This window comes from Bradyrhizobium sp. USDA 3315 (assembly GCF_054056795.1).
Genome location: NZ_JBSRYP010000001.1, coordinates 6,633,398 through 6,651,588, shown reverse-complemented (window position 1 = coordinate 6,651,588; position 18,191 = coordinate 6,633,398). Strand labels below are relative to the sequence as shown.

The following is an 18,191-nucleotide window of genomic DNA, read 5'->3' as shown; positions in this document are numbered from 1 at the left end:
GACGAGGGCCTTACTGGACGGTCAGCGCGGCTGCCTTCACGGCAGTCACGGCGGTTTGGTAATTGTTGACGAGCTGCTGCACCGAGGCCGCCGACATGTCGAGCACCGGCTTCGGATAGACGCCGAACAGGATGGTCAGTGCGATCAGCGGGAACAGCGTCACGCATTCGCGGAAGGTGAGATCCTTGATCGACATCAGCGACGGCTTGACCAGCGCCCCGAACACCACCTTGCGGTAGAGCCAGAGCGCGTAGCAGGCCGACAGGATCACGCCGGTGGTGGCGAAGAACGCCGTCGGCAGCGAGATCTTGAAGGTGCCGAGCAGCGTCATGAACTCGCCGACGAATCCGCTGGTGCCCGGCAGACCGACATTGGCCATGGTGAAGACCATGAAGGTCAGCGCGTAGAGCGGCATCCGGTTGACGAGACCGCCATAGGCCGCGATCTCGCGGGTGTGCATGCGGTCGTAGACGACGCCGACGCAAAGGAACAGCGCGCCGGAGACGATGCCGTGCGAGACCATCTGGAACATGCCGCCGGCGACGCCCTGCGTCGTCACCGCGAAGATGCCCATGGTGACGAAGCCCATATGCGCGACGGACGAATACGCGATCAGCTTCTTCATGTCCTCCTGCATCATCGCCACCAGCGAGGTGTAGATGATGGCGATGACCGACAGCACGAACACGAACGGCGCGAAGTCGTGCGAGGCCAGCGGGAACATCGGCAGCGAGAAGCGCAGGAAGCCGTAGCCGCCCATCTTCAGCAGGATCGCGGCCAGGATCACCGAGCCCGCCGTCGGCGCCTCGACGTGCGCGTCCGGCAGCCATGTGTGCACCGGCCACATCGGCATCTTCACCGCGAACGAGGCGAAGAAGGCCAGCCACGCCCAGGTCTGCATCGACCGCGGCACCGCGGTGTGCATCAGGGTCGGGATGTCGGTCGTCCCGGCGTTCCAGTACAGCGCCATGATGGCGAGCAGCATCAGGACCGAGCCGAGGAAGGTGTAGAGGAAGAACTTGAACGACGCATAGACCCGGCGCGGGCCGCCCCAGACGCCGATGATCAGGAACATCGGGATCAGGCCGCCCTCGAAGAACAAATAGAACAGCACGAGGTCGAGCGCCGAGAAGGTGCCGACCATCAGCGTTTCCAGGATCAGGAACGCCATCATGTATTCGCCGACGCGCTGCGTCACCGACTTCCAGCTCGCGATGATGCAGAGCGGCATGATCGCGGTGGTCAGGATGATCAGCGGCAGCGAGATGCCGTCGACGCCCATGTGATAGGTGATGCCGGTGGCGAGCCAGGACGCCTTCTCGACGAACTGGAAGTCGGTCGAGGCCGGATCGAAGCGCGCCACCAGGATCAGCGAGATCGCGAAGGTGATCAGCGTGGTCCACAGCGCGATCCAGCGCGCCGTGCGGCTCGCGGTCTCGTCACCGCCCCGCGCCAGCAGATAGACCAGGATCGCACCGACCGCCGGCAGGAAGGTCGTGACCGAAAGGATGGGCCAGGTTGTCATCTACTGGCCTCCCAAGCCGAACATGAACCAGGTGATCAATCCGGCGGCCCCGATCAGCATCGCGAATGCGTAGTGATAGAGGTAGCCGGTCTGCAATTTCACGACGTTGCGGGTGACGTCGAGCACGCGGGCGGAGACGCCATCGGGACCGAAGCCGTCGATGATGAAGCCGTCGCCCTTCTTCCACAGCGTGTAGCCGAGCCACTTCGCCGGGCGCACGAAGATCCAGTCGTACAGCTCGTCGAAGTACCATTTGTTGAGCAGGAACTGGTACAGCATCGGCTGCTGCTGCGCGAGCTCGACCGGTAGGTACGGCCTGCGGATGTAGAACAGATACGAGATGAACAGGCCGAGCGCCATCATCACGGTGGGCAGCGGCGCAAGCCAGCCCGGCATGTGCTCCATGTCCTCGAGGATGTGCGGGTTCATCTTCACGGACTCGCGGAAGAACTCTTCCACGCCGTGCGGGTTGACGAACAGCTCCTTGAACGGCAGGCCCGCCAGGATCGAGCCGGCGGCGAGCACGCCGATCGGCACCAACATCCACACCGGGCTCTCATGCGCCGCCTCGTAGTGCTTCTGGTCGTGCGGCTCGCCGAAGAACGTCTTGAAGATCAAACGCCAAGAGTAGAACGAGGTCAGGCCGGCGGCCACGATGGTCAAGAGATAGGCGTAGGTCGCGAACGGGTTATGCGCCGCATAGGCCGCCTCGATGATCGCGTCCTTGGAGAAGTAGCCGGCGAACAGCGGGAAGCCGGTCAGCGCCAGGGTGCCGATGCACATCACCGCGAAAGTGTACGGGATCTTGCGCCACAGCCCGCCCATGTTGCGGATGTCCTGCTCGTGGTGCATCGCGTAGATCACCGAGCCTGACCCTAAGAACAGCAGCGCCTTGAAGAAGGCGTGCGTGAACAAATGGAACATGCCGACCGAATAGGCCCCCGCTCCCATCGCCACGAACATGTAGCCGAGCTGCGAACAGGTCGAATACGCGACGATGCGCTTGATGTCGTTCTGCACGAGGCCGATCGTGGCGGCGAAGAACGCCGTGGTCGCGCCGAAGAACATCACCACCGCCTGCGCGGTCGGCGACAGCTCGAACAGCGGCGACAGCCGCGCCACCATGAACACGCCGGCGGTGACCATGGTCGCGGCATGGATCAGTGCCGACACCGGGGTCGGACCTTCCATCGCGTCCGGCAACCAGGTGTGCAGCAGGAACTGGGCCGACTTGCCCATCGCGCCCATGAACAGCAACAGGCAGGTCAAGGTCAGCGCGTCGGCCTGCCAGCCGAAGAAGTTGATGGTCTTGCCGGTCAGACCGGGCGCGGCATGGAAGATGGTCTCGAAATCGGTCGAGCCGACCAGCGCGTAGATCGCGAAGATGCCGAGCGCGAAGCCGAAGTCGCCGACGCGGTTGACCACGAAGGCCTTGATCGCCGCGGCATTGGCCGACGGCTTCTGGTACCAGAACCCGATCAGCAAGTAGCTCGCGAGGCCGACGCCCTCCCAGCCGAAGAACAGCTGAACGAGGTTGTCCGACGTCACCAGCATCAACATCGCGAAGGTGAACAGCGAGAGATAGCCGAAGAAGCGCGGCCGGTTCGGATCCTCGTCCATGTAGCCGATGGAATAGAGGTGGACGAGCGCGGACACCGTGTTGACCACGACCAGCATCACCGCGGTCAGGGTGTCGACCCGCAGCGTCCAGGCCACCTGCAGGTCGCCCGAGTTGATCCAGGGCAGCAGCACGACGCGCGCGTCATGGTGCATGAAGCCGACATCGACCAGCGTGAACCACGACAGCGCCGCCGACACGAACAAGAGGCCCGTGGTGATCAGCTCGGCAAGGCGCGAGCCGGCGGCCGCCGGCTCGGAGACATGGTGATCGTCATGGCCATGGTCATCATGGCCGTGATCGTCATGGGCGGCGGAGGCATGGGCGTCGCCATGCGCATCGTCGTGATGGTCGACGGTATCGCCGCTCGGGCAGCGCGCATGGGCACCGACCAGCGAGATAATGCCTGCGAGGATGGCGCCCAGCAGAGGCAGGAATACGATTGCCTGAACCATAACTGCGCCTAGCCCTTCATCAGATTGACGTCTTCAACCGCGATCGAACCGCGGTTGCGGAAATACACCACCAGCACGGCGAGACCGATCGCAGCCTCGGCGGCGGCCACCGTCAGCACCAAGAGCGCGAACACCTGGCCGACGATGTCGCCGAGGAAGGTCGAGAACGCCACAAGGTTGATGTTGACCGACAGCAGGATCAACTCGATCGACATCAGGATGACGATGATGTTCTTGCGGTTGAGGAAGATGCCGAGGATCCCGAGCGTGAACAGGATCGCGGCGACCGCGAGATAGTGTCCGAGCCCGATCGTCATTTCACCCACTCCGCCGCGTCGGCATCCTGCAGGCCCTGCCCCGACGCCACCTTGCGCATCGCCATCGCCATCTCGGGCGTGCGCGCGTTCTGCACGTTGATGTTCTGCCGCTTGACCTTGGCCTTGTGGCGCAGCGTCAGCACGATGGCGCCGATCATCGCAACCAGCAGCACCATGCCGGCGAGCTGGAAGTAATGGATATACTTCGTATAGAGCACGAGGCCGAGCGCCTCGGTGTTGCTGACATTGGTCGGGATCGCCGCGGTGATCGTCTTGGTCACGGCCGGGTTGATCACCCAGGCGCCGACCACGAGCAGCAGCTCGAACATGAAGATGCCGCCGATCACGATGCCAATCGGCAGATACTGGATGAAGCCCTCGCGCAGCTCGACGAAGTCGACGTCGAGCATCATGATCACGAACAGGAACAGCACCGCGACGGCGCCGACATAGACCACGATCAGCATCATCCCGAGGAACTCGGCGCCCATCAGGATGAACAGCCCGGCCGCGTTGACGAAGGCCAGGATCAGGAACAGCACGGAGTGCACGGGATTGCGCGAGACAATCACCATGACCGCCGAGGCCACGCAGGCCGCAGCAAACAGGTAGAAGAACAGCGCCGGAAGGATCATGCCCTCACCTCACCGGTACGGCGCGTCGAGCGCGATCGACTTCGCGATCTCGCGCTCCCAGCGGTCGCCATTGGCGAGCAGCTTGGCCTTGTCATAGTACAGTTCCTCGCGGGTCTCGGTCGCGAATTCGAAATTCGGTCCCTCGACGATGGCGTCCACCGGGCATGCCTCCTGGCACAGGCCGCAATAGATGCACTTCACCATGTCGATGTCGTAACGCACCGTGCGGCGGGTGCCGTCGTTGCGGCGCGGGCCGGCCTCGATCGTGATCGCCTGCGCCGGGCAGATCGCCTCGCACAGCTTGCAGGCGATGCAGCGTTCCTCGCCGTTCGGATAGCGGCGCAGCGCGTGCTCGCCGCGGAAGCGCGGCGAGATCGGACCCTTCTCGAAGGGATAGTTCAGGGTCGGCTTCGGCTGGAAGAAATAGCGCATCGCCAGGAAGAACGCCGAGACGAATTCCGACAGCAGAAGCGAGCGGGCTGTTGCGTTGACATTGACACTCATGAAGGCCTCACTTCGGCGCGATGCCGGCGAACTGCAGCACGCCGGCCACGATCACCACCATCGCCAGCGACAGCGGCAGGAACACCTTCCAGCCGAGCCGCATCAGTTGATCGTAGCGGTAGCGCGGCACGATCGCCTTCGCCATCGCGAACATGAAGAACATGAAGAACACCTTCAGGGCGAACCAGACGATGCCCGGAATCCAGGTGAACGGCGGCAGATTGACCGGCGGCAGCCAGCCGCCCAGGAACAGGATCGACGCCAGCGCGCACATCGTGGTGATCGCGACATACTCGCCGAGCATGAACAAAAGATACGGGGTCGAGCCGTATTCGGTCATGAAGCCGGCGACCAGTTCGGATTCGGCCTCGACCAGGTCGAACGGCGGACGATTGGTTTCCGCGAGCGCCGAGACGTAGAACACGACGAACATCGGGAACAGCGGCCACACATACCAGTTCAGGATGGTGAGCTGCGGCAGGCCGATCAGGTGCGCAAGCCCGCGGGTGTTCTGCGCCTCGACCACCGCCGACAGGTTCAGCGAGCCGACGCAGAGCAGCACGGTGATGATGACGAAGCCGATCGAGACCTCGTAGGACACCATCTGCGCCGCCGAGCGCAGGGCGGCCAGGAACGGATACTTCGAGTTCGACGACCAGCCGGCCATGATGATGCCGTAGATCGACAGCGACGAGATCGCGAAGATGTAGAGAACGCCGACATTGATGTCGGAGATCACCCAGCCGAGATCGAACGGGATCACCGCCCAGGCGGCCAGCGCCAGGATGCACGACACCAGCGGCGCCAGCAGGAACACGCCCTTGTTGGAGCCGGACGGAATCACCGGCTCCTTCAGCACGAATTTCAGGAGGTCCGCGAAGGATTGCAGCAATCCGAACGGCCCGACCACGTTGGGGCCGCGGCGGATCTGCACCGCCGCCCAGATCTTGCGGTCGGCGAGCAGGATGTAGGCGATCGCGATCAGGAGCACGACCAGCAGCAACAGGCTCTCCGCGACCATGATGATCAGCGGCCAGAGGAAGCCGGTCCAGAACGAGCTTGCGAAGAATTCAGCCATCAGGTCACGCTCACTCCGCTGCCGTCAGCATTCGGCCCGACGCCAGCCGCGAGCACTCCGCCATCACGGCAGAGGCCCGCGCGATCGGGTTGGTCAGATAGAAGTCCTCGACGGTCGGCTTGAATGCCGCCTTGTCGACGCTGCCGCCCTTGCCTGCCAGCGCCTTGACGTCGTCGGGCTTGCCGGCCTCGATCTGGTCGAGCCGCATCAGATGCGGGTAGGCCTTGAACATAGCTTGACGCAGCGCCTGCAGCGAGTCGAACGGCAGCTTCTTGCCGAGCACGTCGGACAGCGCGCGGATGATCGCCCAGTCCTCGCGGGCCTCGCCCGGCGGGAATGCGGCGCGGTTGGCGATCTGCGCCCGGCCTTCGGTGTTGACGTAGATGCCGGACTTCTCGGTATAGGCCGCGCCCGGCAGGATGACGTCGGCGCGATGCGCGCCCTGGTCGCCATGGGTGCCGATATAGACCACGAAGGTGCCGTCCGGCACCTTGATCTCGTCGGCGCCGAGCAGGAACAGCACGTCGAGCGTGCCGAAGGTCGTCATCTGCGCCGCGGTCAGGCCACCGGCCGCCGGCGAGAAGCCGATATCGAGCGCGCCGGCGCGCGAGGCGGTATCCTGCAACACGGCAAAGCCGTTCCAGCCGTCCTTCAGCGCGCCGACATTAACGGCGAGCTTGGCGGCCTGCGCCAGCACCGCAGCGCCGTCATGCCTGGTGTAGGCGCCGGCGCCGACCAGGATGATCGGGTGCTGCGCATTCTTCAGCACGTCGGCGAAGGAGTGCTTGCCCGCCACGAGGTCGGCGAGCGTATCGGTGCCCGCGCCGAGATAGTCGTGGTCATAGGTGAAATCGGCCTTGGCGCCGATCATGCCGACCTTGAGGCCGCCGGTGCGCCAGCGCTTGCGGATCCGCGCGTTCAGCACGGCGGCTTCCTTGCGCGGATGCGAGCCGATGATCAGGATCGCGTCGGCCTGGTCGATGCCGGCAATGGTCGGATTGAAGATGTAGGAGCCGCGGCCGGCCTTGGCGTCGAACGCATCGCCGCCCTGCACGGCGAGATTGACCGAGCCGAACTTCGCGAGCATTTCCTTCAGCGCATACATTTCGTCGACCGCGGCCAGATCGCCGGCGATCGCGCCGATCCGCTTGCCGTCGCTGCGGCTGGCCTTGGCGGCGATGGCGGCGAAGGCTTCCTGCCAGGTCGCCGGCCGGAGCTGGCCGTTCTCGCGCACATAGGGCCGGTCGAGGCGCTGCGTACGCAGGCCGTCGACGATGTGGCGGGTCTTGTCGGAGATCCACTCCTCGTTCACCGCCTCGTTGATGCGCGGCAGGATGCGCATCACCTCGCGGCCGCGAGTGTCGACGCGGATCGCAGATCCCACGCCGTCCATGACGTCAACCGACTGCGTCTTGCCGAGCTCCCAGGGCCGCGCCGCGAAGGCGTAAGGTTTCGAGGTCAACGCGCCGACCGGACAGATGTCGACCAGGTTGCCCTGCAGCTCCGAGCTCAGCGCCTGCTCCAGATAGGTGGTGATCTCCATGTCCTCGCCGCGGCCGGTCGCGCCCATTTCCGGCGCGCCGCAGACTTCGGCGGAGAAGCGGACGCAGCGCGTGCACTGGATGCAGCGGTTCATCGAGGTCTTGACCAGCGCGCCGAGATACTTGTCCTCGACCGCGCGCTTGTTCTCGGCGAAACGGCTGGTGTCGACGCCGTAGCCCATCGCCTGGTCCTGCAGGTCGCACTCGCCGCCCTGGTCGCAGATCGGGCAGTCGAGCGGATGGTTGATCAGCAGGAACTCCATTACGCCTTCGCGCGCCTTCTTCACCATCGGCGAACGGGTCGAGATCTCCGGCGGCTCGCCCTTCGGGCCCGGACGGCAGTCGCGCACGGCCCAGGCGCAGCTCGCGACCGGCTTCGGGCCGCCCTTCACCTCGACCAGGCACATCCGGCAATTGCCGGCGATCGACAGTCGCTCGTGATAGCAGAAGCGCGGAATCTCTGCGCCGGCCGCCTCGCATGCCTGCAGCAGCGTGTACTCCGGCGGCACATCGATCTCTTTGCCATCGACGATGATCTTGCTCATGTCTGTCTCAAGTCTTTCCGAGCTTGCAGTCGGGCGGTGCGACGCTCGCGGTTTTCAATGAGGTCTTCACCCATTGCTGGGTGTCGGCGCCGTAGGTCGCGAGGTAGGCAGGCTGCGCCTGGTTCTTCTCGCAGAGGAACGGCAGATGCGGTTTCAGGTCGTAGTCACACGATGCCTGCCATTCGCGCTTGTCCGCGAAGGCGGCAAAGGTCTCCTCGCAGGCATAGAGGAAGTACGAGACAAAACTCTCATATTGGGACCGCTCTTCGCGACCGGCGGCCTTGATGGCCTCGTAGTCGGGCTGAGCGAACTTCGGATTCTGGAATGCGAGATCGGTGTAGCCGAGAAACGCCGAACGCGCGCTGGAGGCGCGGTTCGAGGTGCGGATTTCGTTGATCTGCAGCAGGATTGCAACAAAGCCGAGCAGCGCTACGGTCGCCTGCGCCATCTGCGCAAGCGTCCCGTATTTCTGCCACCATGCGGCCTGTTGCGTCATCGCCAGCATTACTCCGCGGCTACCATGTGCATGGGATCGCGCACGCCCTGATCGTCGAGATCGGCCTTGTGTGAATACTGGTCGATGCGCTCTTCGATCTCGTGACGGAAATGTGCGATCAGGCCCTGGATCGGCCAGGCGGCGGCGTCGCCGAGCGCGCAGATGGTGTGGCCCTCGACCTGCTTGGTGACCTCGAGCAGCATGTCGATCTCGCGCTTGTGGGCGCGGCCCTCGGCCATGCGGGTCAAGACGCGCCACATCCAGCCGGTGCCCTCGCGGCACGGCGTGCACTGGCCGCAGCTCTCATGCTTGTAGAAATAGGAGATTCGCGCGATCGCCCGGATCAGGTCGGTCGACTTGTCCATCACGATCACCGCCGCGGTGCCGAGACCCGAGCGCAGCTTGCTCAAAGAGTCGAAATCCATCGGCGTGTCGATGATCTGCTCGGCCGGCACCATGCGCACCGACGAGCCGCCGGGGATCACGGCTTTGAGATTGCCCCAGCCGCCGCGGATGCCGCCGCAATGCTTCTCGATCAGCTCGCGGAACGGAATCCCCATCGCCTCTTCGACGTTGCAGGGCCGCTCGACGTGGCCGGAGATGCAGAACAGCTTGGTGCCGACATTGTTCGGCCGGCCGATGCCGGCGAACCAGGCGGCGCCGCGGCGCAGGATGTCCGGCGCGACCGCGATCGACTCGACGTTGTTGACGGTGGTCGGGCAGCCATAGAGGCCGACATTGGCCGGGAACGGCGGCTTCAGCCGCGGCTGGCCCTTCTTGCCCTCGAGGCTCTCGAGCAGCGCGGTCTCCTCGCCGCAGATATAGGCGCCGGCGCCGTGCGCGACATAGATGTCGAACGGCCAGCCGTTGATATTGTCCTTGCCGACCAGCTTGGCCTCATAGGCCTGGTCGATCGCCGCCTGCAGCCGCTCGCGCTCGCGGATGAACTCGCCGCGGATATAGACGTAGCAGGCATGCGCGCCCATCGCGAAGCTCGCGAGCAGGCAGCCTTCGACCAAAAGATGCGGATCGTGCCGCATGATCTCGCGGTCCTTGCAGGTGCCGGGCTCCGACTCGTCGGCGTTGACGACGAGATAGCTCGGACGGCCGTCCTTGGATTCCTTCGGCATGAAGGACCACTTCATGCCGGTCGGGAAGCCGGCGCCACCGCGGCCGCGCAGGCCCGACGCCTTCATCTCGTTGATGATCCAGTCGCGACCCTTGTCGATGATCCCCTTGGTGCCATCCCAGGCGCCTCTGCGGCGCGCGCCCTCGAGGCCCCAATCATGCAGGCCGTAGAGGTTCTTGAAGATGCGGTCCTTGTCGTCGAGCATGCTCAAAACTTTCCGAACATCACCGATTGGCTTGCGAATAAGCGAGCCCGGCGGCGCAGCCGCCGAACACGATGGCCCACAACAGGCTGGATTCCAGCGTGGCGCTCAGGCCGTAGCGTTGCAGCAGGAACATGAAGCCCGCCGCGACAGCGGTATGCAGGGCGATCGTGCGCCAGGCCTTCATCGCAGCGCCCCTCCCTGCCTTGTTTTCCTGCCCGTTTGCCAGCACCTGAAAGCTCCGCATCAGGTGATTTCCTTCAGCGTCGTCGGCCCGCCGGCGGGCGCCGAGAACTGACGGTCGATCTGCGGGCCCGGCTTCGGCGGATTGCCGGCGGCAAAGCCGTCGAGCACCTTGCCGAAGCTTTCCTTGGTCAGATCCTCGTAGGTGTCCTTCCAGATCAGCACCATCGGCGCGTTCACGCAGGCCCCTAGGCACTCCACTTCTTCCCAGGAGAAGTTGCCGTCTTTCGACAGCTGGAAGGGATCGTGATGGATACGGTGCTGGCAGACCTCGATCAGGTCGGCGGCGCCGCGCAGCCGGCACGGCGTGGTGCCGCACACCTGCACATGTGCCTTCTTGCCGACCGGCGAGAGCTGGAACATGGTGTAGAAGGTCGCGATCTCCAGCATGCGGATATGCGGCATCTCGAGCAGGTCGGCGACGGCGCGGATCGCGGCTTCCGAAACCCAGCCGTCATGCTGCTCCTGCACGCGCCAAAGGATCGCGATCGCGGCCGAGGCCTGACGGCCCGGCGGATATTTCTCGATCTGCTTCTTGGCCCAGGCAAGATTCTCGTCCGTGAACGTGAAGCTCGCGGGCTGCAATTCCTTCGGGGCAAGGCGGCGGACGGACATCGATCAAACTCTCATTGCGCGCGGTTCGGATGCGGACATCGTCACCGGTCGACTTCGCCGAACACGATGTCCAGCGAGCCCAGGATGGCGGAAACGTCGGCCAGCAGATGGCCCCTGCAGATGTGATCCATCGCCTGCAGATGGGCGAAGCCCGGCGCGCGGATCTTGCACTTGTAGGGCTTGTTGGTGCCGTCGGCGACGAGGTAGACGCCGAACTCGCCCTTCGGCGCCTCGACCGCGGCATAGATTTCGCCGGCCGGCACATGCACGCCTTCGGTGTAGAGCTTGAAGTGATGGATCAGCGCTTCCATCGAGCGCTTCATCTCACCGCGGCGCGGCGGCGCGATCTTATTGTCCTCGACCACGACCGGGCCCTGCCCGTCGGGTGCCTTGAGCTTCTGGATGCACTGCTTCATGATGCGCACCGACTGGCGCATCTCTTCCATGCGGATCAGATAGCGGTCGTAGCAGTCGCCGTTCTTGCCGATCGGAATGTCGAAATCCATCTCGGCGTAGCACTCGTAGGGCTGCGACTTGCGCAGGTCCCAGGCCGCGCCCGAGCCGCGCACCATCACGCCGGAGAAGCCCCACTCCCAGGCTTCTTTCAGCGGCACCACGCCGATATCGACGTTGCGCTGCTTGAAGATGCGGTTCCCGGTGAGCAGCCGATCGAGGTCGTCGACCACCTTGAGGAACGGATCGCACCACGCCTCGATGTCGTCGATCAGCTTCGGCGGCAGGTCCTGGTGCACGCCGCCGACGCGGAAGAACGCCGCGTGCATGCGCGAGCCCGAGGCGCGCTCGTAGAACACCATCAGCTTCTCGCGCTCTTCGAAGCCCCACAGCGGCGGGGTCAGCGCGCCGACGTCCATCGCCTGGGTGGTGACGTTGAGCAGATGCGACAGGATGCGGCCGATCTCGCAATAGAGCACGCGGATCAACTGGCCGCGGCGCGGCACCGTAATGCCGAGCAGCTTTTCCGCCGCGAGGCAGAACGCATGCTCCTGGTTCATCGGCGCGACATAGTCGAGCCGGTCGAAATAGGGAATCGCCTGCAGATAGGTCTTGTGCTCGATCAGCTTCTCGGTGCCGCGGTGAAGCAGGCCGATATGCGGATCGACGCGTTCGACGACTTCGCCGTCAAGCTCCAGCACAAGACGAAGCACGCCGTGCGCCGCCGGATGCTGCGGCCCAAAGTTGATGGTGAAGTTACGAAGGTTTTGCGGTTGTTCATTCATGGCTTCGGCTCCGCCTTGGCCTTCTCATCGCCGGGCAGCGGATAGTCCGCGCCTTCCCAGGGCGAAAGGAAATCGAACTTGCGGAATTCCTGGTTAAGCCGGACCGGCTCGTACAGCACCCGCTTCTCCTGGTCGTCGTAGCGGACCTCGACGAAGCCGGTGAGCGGGAAATCCTTGCGCAGCGGATGGCCGTCGAAGCCGTAGTCCGTCAGCAGGCGGCGCATGTCGGGATGGCCGGTGAAGATCACGCCATAGAGGTCGTAGGTCTCGCGCTCGAACCAGTCGGCGCCCGGGAAGACGCCGATGATCGACGGCACCTGCGTGGTCTCGTCGGCCTGCCCGCGCAAACGGACGCGCGCGTTCAGCGTCGGCGACAGCAGATGGTAGACGACGTCGAAGCGCTTCTCGCGGCTCGGATAGTCGACCGCGGTCACGTCGGTGACGTTGACGAAACGGCAGCCGGGATCGTCACGCAGAAACCTGGCGACCTCCACGATTCTGCCAATCTCGACGTCGATAGTGAGCTGATTGAACGCGACCGAGTGCGCCGTGGCCGCGCCCGGAAGCGCGCTCACGATCGTCTGCCCAAGGGCGTCGAGCTTGCCGTCGTCCATACCTGAAACCTTAGCGTTCAATAGTGCCGATACGGCGGATCTTCTTCTGCAGCAGCAGCACACCGTAGAGCAGCGCTTCCGCCGTGGGCGGGCAGCCGGGCACGTAGATGTCGATCGGCACGATGCGATCGCAGCCACGCACCACCGAATAGGAGTAGTGATAGTAGCCGCCGCCATTGGCGCAGGAGCCCATCGAGATGACGTAGCGCGGCTCCGGCATCTGGTCGTAGACCTTGCGCAGCGCGGGCGCCATCTTGTTGGTCAGGGTGCCCGCAACGATCATCACGTCGGACTGCCGCGGCGAGGCGCGCGGTGCGAAGCCGAAGCGTTCGACGTCATAGCGCGGCATCGAGACCTGCATCATCTCGACCGCACAGCAGGCCAGACCGAAGGTCATCCACATCAGGGAGCCGGTGCGCGCCCAGGTGATGAGGTCATCGGCTGCGGCGACGAAGAAGCCCTTGTCGGACAGCTCGTGATTGACCTCGAGGAAAAACGGATCATTCGCGCCGACCGGCTTGCCGGTCGACGGATCGAGAATACCCTTCGGAGCCATGGCGATCTCAGATTTGGCAATCGCCGGCTGGGAGGTTGCGGCGGTGGGGCTCAATCCCATTCGAGCGCGCCTTTCTTCCATTCATACGCAAACCCGACCGTCAGCACGGCCAGGAACACCATCATCGACCAGAACCCGGTGGCGCCGAGCTTTCCGAACGCCACGGCCCAGGGGAACAGGAACGCCACTTCGAGGTCGAAGATGATGAAGAGGATCGCCACCAGATAGAACCGGACGTCGAACTTCATGCGGGCGTCGTCAAAAGCGTTGAATCCGCATTCATAGGCGGACAGCTTTTCCGGGTCCGGCGATTGGAACGCGACCAGGAACGGCGCGATCAGGAGCGCCAGACCGATCAGGCTCGCGACTCCGATAAAGACCACAAGTGGGAGATAATTCTGCAGGATGCCGGTCATCGGCGAGGCCTTCTTGCTGCGGTTTCGGACGTGCCGCAGATTCGTTGATTGGAATTGTTCTTGAGGCTTTAGCGCAGCGCAACAGAGGGCGCAAGACAAGCTATTTTGACGCTTTTACCGTCCTTCCCGCGGGCTCTTGGCCTCATCAGGCGGATGCGCTTGCCTCCATGGGCAACGCCGCGGCGGCCATCCTGTGCCCTGCGCTCTTGCCATATCAGCCCAGCCCCCGTTCGGCAGCGAGCATCTCGGCGGCGGCCAGGGTGAGCCGATCGATGTGTCCGAGCAGCAGCTCGAGATCCCCTGGCGCAAGCTGTTCCAGCAGGCGCCGGTTTCGCTCCTGGGCGCCGGCCACGATAGCATCATGGGCGGCCAGGCCGGCCTTGGTGAGAGAGACCAGGGTCTCCCGGTTGTCGCGCGGGTTGGCCGCCTTCGCCACCAGCTTGCGCGCCACGAGTTCGGCGAGCGCCCGGCTGATCTGCCCCTTGTCCATGCCGACGGCCTCGGCGAGCCGCACCACACTCATCGGCGGCCGCCGGCCGAGCGAGGCGACCAGGCCGAACTCGACCGAGGACAGGCCGGTCAGGCGCTTGTAGCGCAGCATCGCGCCGCGCCTGAGCAGGTTCGCCAGCACCATCAGCCGTGACGACATCATCGCGGTGATCGGCGCCAGTTCGGAATCGACAACGGCCTCCGGCGGCAAGGCCCTCTCAGTCCTGAGCTTCTCGGTCATCACCACCCTCTGCCAACAAAGCCGCGCGCTGCCAAGCTCAACGATATCGTTGACATTGTCATCTATTCTATCGTTGACTTGGTCAACGATAGATCAGCCGCCGGCGCCCGACCAGCGGCGGGGAGGACAACATGACGATCACCCAGTCGGACCGCGATCTCGGCACGGCCTATGCGATGAAGCCGTCCAGCATCCGGACCGAGCTCACCTCGGTCGGCCGCCGCACGCCGATGGGCGAGCTGTTGCGCCGGTATTGGCACCCGGTCGGCCTCACCGGTGACGCCACCGATATCCCCAGAAAAGTCCGCGCGCTTGGCGAAGACCTGATCCTGTTCCGCGACCGGCATGGCCGGGCCGGCCTGCTGCATGCGCGCTGCTGCCACCGCGGCACCACGCTCTATTACGGCAAGGTCGAGGAAGACGGCATCCGCTGCTGCTATCACGGCTGGAAGTTCGACACCGAGGGCCGCTGCCTCGAACAACCCTGCGAGCCCGAAGGCGGCCTGTTCAAGGACAAGGTGCGCCAGCCCTGGTATCCGGTGCAGGAACGCTACGGCCTCATCTTCGCCTATATGGGGCCGGCCGAGAAAAGGCCGGTGCTGCCGCGCTACGAGTGCCTGGAGAACATGGACGACGGCGAGTTCGTCGAGGCCGACGATTCCTCGATCGGCGGCGGCGGCCCTGCCGTGATCCCCTGCAACTGGCTGCAGCATTTCGAGAACGTCGCGGACCCCTACCATGTGCCGGTGCTGCACGGCTCGTTCTCAGGGCCGCAGTTCACCAACATGATGGCCTCGATGCCCGAGGTGAAGTTCGAGATGTCGCCGCGCGGCGTCACGGTGCGTTCGATCCGCAGGCAGGACGACGGCAAGGTGTTCTATCGCGTCACCGAGGCCGCCCTCCCCACACTCCGCGTCGTGCCCAATCCGCGCGTCGCGCAGTTCGCGCGCGTCGAATCGATCGGCTGGACCTTGCCGATCGACGACACCTCGTTCCGCATCTACGTCGCCGGCCGGGTCAAGAACGCGGGCGATATCGGGCGGATGCGCTCGAAGTTCAACGGCAAGTTCTGGTGGGACATGACCGAGGCCGAGCACCAGCAATTTCCCGGCGACTACGAGGCCCAGGTCGGCCAGGGAGCGGTGACGATCCATTCCGAAGAGCATTTTGGCCAGAGCGACCGCGGCATCCTGATGATCCGCCGGATGCTCGCTGACCAGCTCGAGACCATGGCCACCGGCCGCGACCCGATCGGGGTGTCGTTCGACGCCGACACGAGGCCGGTCGAATTCGAGGCAGGGAATTACATCCGCGAGGCGTAAGGCCCGCGCGCAAGCAACAACAACAAAGAAGATCGGGGGAGGAAGTGATGGTCGATGTCGCACCGCAGGCGGCCGCGCCAACGCAAGCTGCGGCCGCGCCCTCGGCGCGCCGCTACTACGTCCTCGCCTTGCTCACGATCATCTACGCCCTCAACTTCCTCGACCGCACCATCTTCAACGTGCTGATCGAACCGATCAAGAAGGAGTTCACGCTCAGCGACACCACGATGGGCCTGCTCGCCGGGTTCGGTTTCGTGCTGTTCTATTCGCTGCTCGGCATTCCGATCGCGCGGATGGCCGATCGCCTCAACCGCCGCAACATCGTCGCGGTCGCCTTCGCGTTCTGGAGCGCGATGACCTATCTCTGCGGCCTCGCCTCCAGCGTCACGACGCTGGCCTTGGCCCGGATCGGCGTCGGCATCGGGGAGTCGGCTGGCACGCCGGCCTCGCAATCGATGATCGCCGATCTCTTCGACAAGAACGAACGACCGCGCGCGCTCGGCATCTACGCGATCGGCACCTATCTCGGCGTCTTCCTCGGCTATTTCATCGGCGGCTATGTCAACCAGCACTATGGCTGGCGGATGGCGTTCTTCACCGCCGGCCTGCCCGGCATCGCGCTCGCCGCCGTCTTGTGGCTGACGATCGCCGAGCCGAAGCGCGGCGCGATGGCCGAGACCTTCAAGGCCGAGCCGCTGGGGCCGACGCTGCGTTTCCTGGTATCGCAGCCGAGCTTCGTCATCGTGCTGATCGGCTTTTGTCTGACGACCTACACCAACTACGCCACCGCGGTGTGGATCCCGCCGTTCCTGGCGCGGATCCATCACCTCACCAGCGCCGAGATCGGCACCTATGCCGGCACCTTCAAGGGTCTCGCCGGCATGGCGGGCACGCTGATCGGTGGCCTCGTGGTGGCGCAGATCGGCCGTCGCGACGACCGCTGGAAGCTGTGGGCGCCCGCGATCATGTCCGGTCTCGCCGGCCCGGTGTTCGCGCTGTGCATGCTGACGCAAAGCTTCACGCTGATGGTCGCGACGCTGGCGCTGACCTCGTTCATGGTCGGCTTTCATCTCGGCCCGATCTTCGCGATTGCGCAGACGGTGGCAAAACCCAGCATGCGCGCGCTGGCCTGGGCGATCGTGCTGCTGACCGCGACCTGCTTCGGCCAGGGCGTCGGCCCCCTCGCCGTCGGCATGATCAATGACGCGCTGAAAGGCACCTACGGCGTCGATGCGGTTCGCTACTCGCTGCTGTCGGCCGCGCTCACGACGACGCTCGGTGCCCTGCTGTTCGTGTTGGCGGCACGCGCGATCCGCGCCGACATCGCGCGCGCGAGCTAGCACCCGTCTCAGCCGAGCCGGCGCGTGATGTCAGGCTGCGCTCACGTCAGCTTGCCGGTGTATTTCTCCAGCGCCGCCCAGGCGTCCGCGCCGTAGGTCTTCTGCCACTGCGTGTAGAAGCCGGCCTTCACCAACGCGGCCCTGAACTGCACGGGATCGGGCTTGTTGAACGTCATGCCCTTCCCGGTTAGCTCCTCCTGCAGCGAGCGATCCATCTCGACCAGATCGGTACGCTCCTTCACCGCCGCGGCGTCGAACGCGGCATTGATGAGCTCAAGCAGATCGGGCGGCAGGCCGGCCATCGCGCGGCGGTTGCCGAGGATCCAGTAACCGCTCCAGCAATGGTTCGAGAGCGCGCAGAATTTCTGCACCTCGTAGAGTTTTCCGGTGGAGACCTGCGCCAGCGGATTCTCCTGCCCTTCGACGATGTGGGTCTGCAGCGCCGAATAGAGTTCGCTGTAGGAGATGCTCGACGGCAATGCGCCGAGCCCTGAGAACAGCGACGTCAGCAATGCCGTCACCGGCACGCGGATCTTGAAACCCTTGAGATCGTCGACGCTGTTGAGCTGCCGGCTCGACGACGAGGTGATCTGGCGGAAGCCGTTGTCCCAGGCCTTCTTGAGCGGCACGACGCCGGTCTTCGTGATCGCCTCGCGCACGAGGTCGCCGACGCCGCCGTCCATCGCCGCCCAGACCTGGTCGTAAGACTGGAAGGCAAAGCCGATGCTGGGCAGCCCCGATAGCGGCACCAGCGTCGACAGCGTCATGCTGGGCGCCGCCAACAGCTCGATCCCGCCGGCGCGGACCTGCGACAGCATCTCCGGATCGCCGCCGAGCTGGCTGTTGGCGAACACCGTGATGTTGACCCGGCCGGACGACTGGGCGCCGACCGCCTTGGCGGCCTCAGTCAGGCGGATTGTTAGCGGATGGGTTTCCGGAGTGTTGACACCGAGTTTGAAGTCGAACTCGGCCGCCGCAACGGCGCGCTTACCAAACATCGTGGCGGCGAATGCCGCGGAGCCGGTTCCAAGCACCCGGCGCCGGGTTAGTCTCATTGTTTTCATTATTGTTT

General features: G+C 64.6%; 19 protein-coding genes. 2 read left to right on the top strand and 17 right to left on the bottom strand.

The features are described from left to right. Positions 1–10: 10 nt before the first annotated feature. The 16 genes from ACVIYL_RS31185 to ACVIYL_RS31110 form a co-directional block, all read right to left on the bottom strand. Positions 11–1,525, bottom strand: a complete 1,515-nt coding sequence (locus ACVIYL_RS31185; RefSeq protein ID WP_016841819.1) for an NADH-quinone oxidoreductase subunit M — start codon at positions 1,523–1,525, stop codon at positions 11–13. Continuing rightward, entirely contained in the window at positions 1,526–3,598 is a 2,073-nt protein-coding gene (gene nuoL / locus ACVIYL_RS31180; RefSeq protein ID WP_057016474.1) for an NADH-quinone oxidoreductase subunit L, read from the bottom strand. It abuts the gene before it with no gap. Between the two features lie 8 nt (positions 3,599–3,606). Then, the gene (gene nuoK / locus ACVIYL_RS31175) at positions 3,607–3,915 is read right to left on the bottom strand and encodes an NADH-quinone oxidoreductase subunit NuoK (protein ID WP_016841823.1); all 309 of its coding nucleotides are present in this window, start codon (positions 3,913–3,915) and stop codon (positions 3,607–3,609) included. After that, entirely contained in the window at positions 3,912–4,550 is a 639-nt protein-coding gene (locus ACVIYL_RS31170; RefSeq protein ID WP_028333975.1) for an NADH-quinone oxidoreductase subunit J, read from the bottom strand. Before ACVIYL_RS31170 ends, nuoK begins: the two co-directional genes overlap by 4 nt. 9 nt (positions 4,551–4,559) lie before the next feature. Then, complete coding sequence (nuoI, locus tag ACVIYL_RS31165) at positions 4,560–5,054, bottom strand: NADH-quinone oxidoreductase subunit NuoI (RefSeq protein ID WP_018271854.1); 495 nt, start codon at positions 5,052–5,054, stop codon at positions 4,560–4,562. 7 nt (positions 5,055–5,061) lie between these two features. Further along, positions 5,062–6,132: an NADH-quinone oxidoreductase subunit NuoH gene (gene nuoH / locus ACVIYL_RS31160; RefSeq protein ID WP_018271855.1), complete on the bottom strand. Its 1,071-nt coding sequence runs from the start codon at positions 6,130–6,132 to the stop codon at positions 5,062–5,064. 10 nt (positions 6,133–6,142) lie between these two features. Then, positions 6,143–8,218 (bottom strand): NADH-quinone oxidoreductase subunit NuoG, encoded by a 2,076-nt coding sequence (gene nuoG, locus ACVIYL_RS31155; protein ID WP_253608459.1) that lies wholly within the window; start codon positions 8,216–8,218, stop codon positions 6,143–6,145. A 7-nt stretch (positions 8,219–8,225) separates the two neighbouring features. Then, positions 8,226–8,714 carry a hypothetical protein gene (locus tag ACVIYL_RS31150; protein ID WP_137477838.1) on the bottom strand — a complete coding sequence of 163 codons (489 nt, stop codon included), beginning with the start codon at positions 8,712–8,714 and terminating at the stop codon, positions 8,226–8,228. Between the two features lie 8 nt (positions 8,715–8,722). Beyond that, positions 8,723–10,048 (bottom strand): NADH-quinone oxidoreductase subunit NuoF, encoded by a 1,326-nt coding sequence (nuoF, locus tag ACVIYL_RS31145; RefSeq protein WP_069276819.1) that lies wholly within the window; start codon positions 10,046–10,048, stop codon positions 8,723–8,725. Positions 10,049–10,067: 19 nt separating this feature from the next. Continuing rightward, the gene (locus ACVIYL_RS31140) at positions 10,068–10,292 is read right to left on the bottom strand and encodes a hypothetical protein (RefSeq protein ID WP_050384881.1); all 225 of its coding nucleotides are present in this window, start codon (positions 10,290–10,292) and stop codon (positions 10,068–10,070) included. Further along, positions 10,292–10,903 carry an NADH-quinone oxidoreductase subunit NuoE gene (nuoE, locus tag ACVIYL_RS31135; protein ID WP_253608458.1) on the bottom strand — a complete coding sequence of 204 codons (612 nt, stop codon included), beginning with the start codon at positions 10,901–10,903 and terminating at the stop codon, positions 10,292–10,294. The genes ACVIYL_RS31140 and nuoE overlap by 1 nt, the downstream gene beginning before the upstream one ends. Positions 10,904–10,944: 41 nt before the next feature. Beyond that, a complete protein-coding gene (locus ACVIYL_RS31130; protein WP_092077512.1) occupies positions 10,945–12,141 on the bottom strand; it encodes an NADH-quinone oxidoreductase subunit D in 1,197 nt (398 codons plus the stop codon). After that, the gene (locus ACVIYL_RS31125; protein ID WP_076825355.1) at positions 12,138–12,755 is read right to left on the bottom strand and encodes an NADH-quinone oxidoreductase subunit C; all 618 of its coding nucleotides are present in this window, start codon (positions 12,753–12,755) and stop codon (positions 12,138–12,140) included. The genes ACVIYL_RS31130 and ACVIYL_RS31125 overlap by 4 nt, the downstream gene beginning before the upstream one ends. A 10-nt stretch (positions 12,756–12,765) precedes the next feature. Continuing rightward, positions 12,766–13,311 carry a NuoB/complex I 20 kDa subunit family protein gene (locus tag ACVIYL_RS31120; RefSeq protein WP_018271859.1) on the bottom strand — a complete coding sequence of 182 codons (546 nt, stop codon included), beginning with the start codon at positions 13,309–13,311 and terminating at the stop codon, positions 12,766–12,768. 50 nt (positions 13,312–13,361) lie between these two features. Further along, entirely contained in the window at positions 13,362–13,727 is a 366-nt protein-coding gene (locus ACVIYL_RS31115; protein WP_018271860.1) for an NADH-quinone oxidoreductase subunit A, read from the bottom strand. Positions 13,728–13,941: 214 nt separating this feature from the next. Continuing rightward, complete coding sequence (locus tag ACVIYL_RS31110; protein WP_253608457.1) at positions 13,942–14,457, bottom strand: MarR family winged helix-turn-helix transcriptional regulator; 516 nt, start codon at positions 14,455–14,457, stop codon at positions 13,942–13,944. Between the two features lie 131 nt (positions 14,458–14,588). Between ACVIYL_RS31110 and ACVIYL_RS31105 the strand changes: the two genes are divergently transcribed. Both ACVIYL_RS31105 and ACVIYL_RS31100 read left to right on the top strand, forming a co-directional pair. Beyond that, entirely contained in the window at positions 14,589–15,779 is a 1,191-nt protein-coding gene (locus tag ACVIYL_RS31105; protein WP_253608456.1) for an aromatic ring-hydroxylating dioxygenase subunit alpha, read from the top strand. A gap of 47 nt (positions 15,780–15,826) precedes the next feature. Continuing rightward, a complete protein-coding gene (locus ACVIYL_RS31100; protein ID WP_253608455.1) occupies positions 15,827–17,119 on the top strand; it encodes a spinster family MFS transporter in 1,293 nt (430 codons plus the stop codon). Between the two features lie 41 nt (positions 17,120–17,160). Here the strand turns inward: ACVIYL_RS31100 and ACVIYL_RS31095 are convergent, their stop codons facing one another. Continuing rightward, positions 17,161–18,174 carry a TRAP transporter substrate-binding protein gene (locus ACVIYL_RS31095; RefSeq protein WP_456781905.1) on the bottom strand — a complete coding sequence of 338 codons (1,014 nt, stop codon included), beginning with the start codon at positions 18,172–18,174 and terminating at the stop codon, positions 17,161–17,163. Between the last annotated feature and the right edge of the window lie 17 nt (positions 18,175–18,191).

Excerpts from the sequence above, each read along its gene's own strand:
- ACVIYL_RS31185 (WP_016841819.1), bottom strand. The coding sequence starts at position 1,525 with ATGACAACCTGGCCCATCCTTTCGGTCACGACCTTCCTGCCGGCGGTC.
- nuoL (WP_057016474.1), bottom strand. The coding sequence starts at position 3,598 with ATGGTTCAGGCAATCGTATTCCTGCCTCTGCTGGGCGCCATCCTCGCA.
- nuoK (WP_016841823.1), bottom strand. The coding sequence starts at position 3,915 with ATGACGATCGGGCTCGGACACTATCTCGCGGTCGCCGCGATCCTGTTC.
- ACVIYL_RS31170 (WP_028333975.1), bottom strand. The coding sequence starts at position 4,550 with ATGATCCTTCCGGCGCTGTTCTTCTACCTGTTTGCTGCGGCCTGCGTG.
- nuoI (WP_018271854.1), bottom strand. The coding sequence starts at position 5,054 with ATGAGTGTCAATGTCAACGCAACAGCCCGCTCGCTTCTGCTGTCGGAA.
- nuoH (WP_018271855.1), bottom strand. The coding sequence starts at position 6,132 with ATGGCTGAATTCTTCGCAAGCTCGTTCTGGACCGGCTTCCTCTGGCCG.
- nuoG (WP_253608459.1), bottom strand. The coding sequence starts at position 8,218 with ATGAGCAAGATCATCGTCGATGGCAAAGAGATCGATGTGCCGCCGGAG.
- ACVIYL_RS31150 (WP_137477838.1), bottom strand. The coding sequence starts at position 8,714 with ATGACGCAACAGGCCGCATGGTGGCAGAAATACGGGACGCTTGCGCAG.
- nuoF (WP_069276819.1), bottom strand. The coding sequence starts at position 10,048 with ATGCTCGACGACAAGGACCGCATCTTCAAGAACCTCTACGGCCTGCAT.
- ACVIYL_RS31140 (WP_050384881.1), bottom strand. The coding sequence starts at position 10,292 with ATGCGGAGCTTTCAGGTGCTGGCAAACGGGCAGGAAAACAAGGCAGGG.
- nuoE (WP_253608458.1), bottom strand. The coding sequence starts at position 10,903 with ATGTCCGTCCGCCGCCTTGCCCCGAAGGAATTGCAGCCCGCGAGCTTC.
- ACVIYL_RS31130 (WP_092077512.1), bottom strand. The coding sequence starts at position 12,141 with ATGAATGAACAACCGCAAAACCTTCGTAACTTCACCATCAACTTTGGG.
- ACVIYL_RS31125 (WP_076825355.1), bottom strand. The coding sequence starts at position 12,755 with ATGGACGACGGCAAGCTCGACGCCCTTGGGCAGACGATCGTGAGCGCG.
- ACVIYL_RS31120 (WP_018271859.1), bottom strand. The coding sequence starts at position 13,311 with ATGGCTCCGAAGGGTATTCTCGATCCGTCGACCGGCAAGCCGGTCGGC.
- ACVIYL_RS31115 (WP_018271860.1), bottom strand. The coding sequence starts at position 13,727 with ATGACCGGCATCCTGCAGAATTATCTCCCACTTGTGGTCTTTATCGGA.
- ACVIYL_RS31110 (WP_253608457.1), bottom strand. The coding sequence starts at position 14,457 with ATGACCGAGAAGCTCAGGACTGAGAGGGCCTTGCCGCCGGAGGCCGTT.
- ACVIYL_RS31105 (WP_253608456.1), top strand. The coding sequence starts at position 14,589 with ATGACGATCACCCAGTCGGACCGCGATCTCGGCACGGCCTATGCGATG.
- ACVIYL_RS31100 (WP_253608455.1), top strand. The coding sequence starts at position 15,827 with ATGGTCGATGTCGCACCGCAGGCGGCCGCGCCAACGCAAGCTGCGGCC.
- ACVIYL_RS31095 (WP_456781905.1), bottom strand. The coding sequence starts at position 18,174 with ATGAGACTAACCCGGCGCCGGGTGCTTGGAACCGGCTCCGCGGCATTC.